This is a genomic window from [Clostridium] aminophilum (assembly GCF_900101295.1).
GTDB lineage: Bacteria > Bacillota > Clostridia > Lachnospirales > Lachnospiraceae > Clostridium_R > Clostridium_R aminophilum_A.
In genome coordinates this window covers 1-1,660 of the sequence record NZ_FOIL01000106.1, presented here as the reverse complement: position 1 = coordinate 1,660, position 1,660 = coordinate 1, and the positions used below count along the sequence as shown (strand labels likewise).

2 protein-coding genes and 1 pseudogene are annotated in these 1,660 nt (G+C 37.7%); all 3 read right to left on the bottom strand.

Features of this window, described 5'->3' with window-relative positions:
* A partial coding sequence (locus BMW41_RS14050; RefSeq protein WP_143050892.1) for an MBL fold metallo-hydrolase occupies positions 1 to 251 on the bottom strand: 251 nt, incomplete at its 3' end.
* Between the two features lie 100 nt (positions 252 to 351).
* A complete protein-coding gene (locus BMW41_RS14045) occupies positions 352 to 1,335 on the bottom strand; it encodes a hypothetical protein (protein WP_074650841.1) in 984 nt (327 codons plus the stop codon).
* A 31-nt stretch (positions 1,336 to 1,366) separates the two neighbouring features.
* Positions 1,367 to 1,660, bottom strand: a pseudogene (locus tag BMW41_RS14695) (MBL fold metallo-hydrolase); the annotation flags it as partial.

Here is a 1,660-nt window from a genome sequence, read left to right as displayed (position 1 = left end):
TGCATATACACAGGGATGCCTGCTTTGATGCGCGGAATCTCTCCCACATGATCGCCGTGGTAATGCGTCAGAAAAATGGCATCACAATCCGTCTCGCCTTTCGTTACACCTTCAACGATCAAGGGATCTTGGTCTCCTTCGCCCTCTAACGGCGAGCCAAAGTCAAAAAGGATTCTTGCGGTATCCGTGGCAATTTCGGTACATACTCCGCCAATCTGTCGCATTCCTCTGTGCGGTATTACTTTAATCATTAATTTTCCCCCTCTTTGCCATGTTCTCTTTTGATTACATAATAAAAAAAGCAATGCGCATTTTTTTGCACATTGCTTAGATTTTTAACATTATGAAACTCTAGAATTCATCCGTTCGTATAACTATTTCATTAGCATCTGCATCTATATCATACCAAATTGGTTTTACGTCCAATTCCTCAGTTAACTTTTTCAAAGCGGAATTCTTTTTTGCATCTGCATACTCTTTGTGCTGATCACCTTTTATGTATAACAAGGGGGCAGCTCGCCAACTGTATTCTGTATCATTGCCAAGAATCTCCATATAGTGTTTCCGGAGCCATTTTGCTGCTTGACTTGTGTTCAGCAATTGCTTATAGGTATACGCTTCGAGAATCGCTCTAATTATAGGCTCTGAACTATCGGTATCTTTAAGTTCAAGAACAATGAACTGATTATCGTCGAATGCCACCAAATCGCAGTTTCCAGTTACATAAAGTTTGTCTGAATCTTTTATATGAATATGTACCCCCGATCGATAGTTCAAATCGGTGCTATCATATTTTTCACCTGACTGGATTTTATATAATTGTTTGTTTCTCCCGCCTATTGGCATTTCATAATCCAATATATATCCAAGGCCGGGAATCATTTTTAATACATCTGTCTTTCTACACTGAGTAAATACTCTCATTGCCAAATGTTTTTCGTTTATTGTATCCAACGGATATGAATCGAAATAGTTTCTATCCTTAATCTTCTTCATTTTTCCAGGATACCCATCTCTAGAATTCCTTCTATAGTCTTTTTCAATCCAACCGAATTTATTTTTCTTGCATATACCTGCATAGGTGAGATTCGTAAACTTAACTGGAATTAGTGGATTTTCTTTAACTAACAAATAGTCACAAAGCATTTCGCAGTCTTGTTTAGATGCGTTCCAATTCTGAGTATTCACCAATTTATATAAATAGACGATGGCATCTGGGAATTTATCTAATAGGACTTGTATTTCCTTGAAACTCATTTCCGCTGTATCTTTTCCCTTTTGTCGATCAATTTTCTTTTCAAACTTTTTAAGTGCTTCACTTTCAAGTGCTTCCATTATTTGTTCCTCCTGCTTTATTAGAATACAATTATAATTCAACGAACTCTCCATCTAAAATATTCATAAGTTTTATATCAGTCGGAAGATTCAGTTCAGTATTCTCTTTTTCAGCATCAGAAATATGGTGTATCATCAGCTTCTCCGGCTTAACCATCCCAATCACCTTCTCCAGATCTTCTTTCGTGATATGCCCGGAGACATGAATCGTCTCATGATTTTTCGCAATGTCAAGAAGCTTCTTAACCCCCGGTAGGGATCGGTATCCGCTCCACATGGAATAGATCAGAATCGTTTCCTCAGGGTACTCATCAAAGTATTTTTT

Excerpts from the sequence above, each read along its gene's own strand:
- BMW41_RS14045 (WP_074650841.1), bottom strand. The coding sequence starts at position 1,335 with ATGGAAGCACTTGAAAGTGAAGCACTTAAAAAGTTTGAAAAGAAAATT.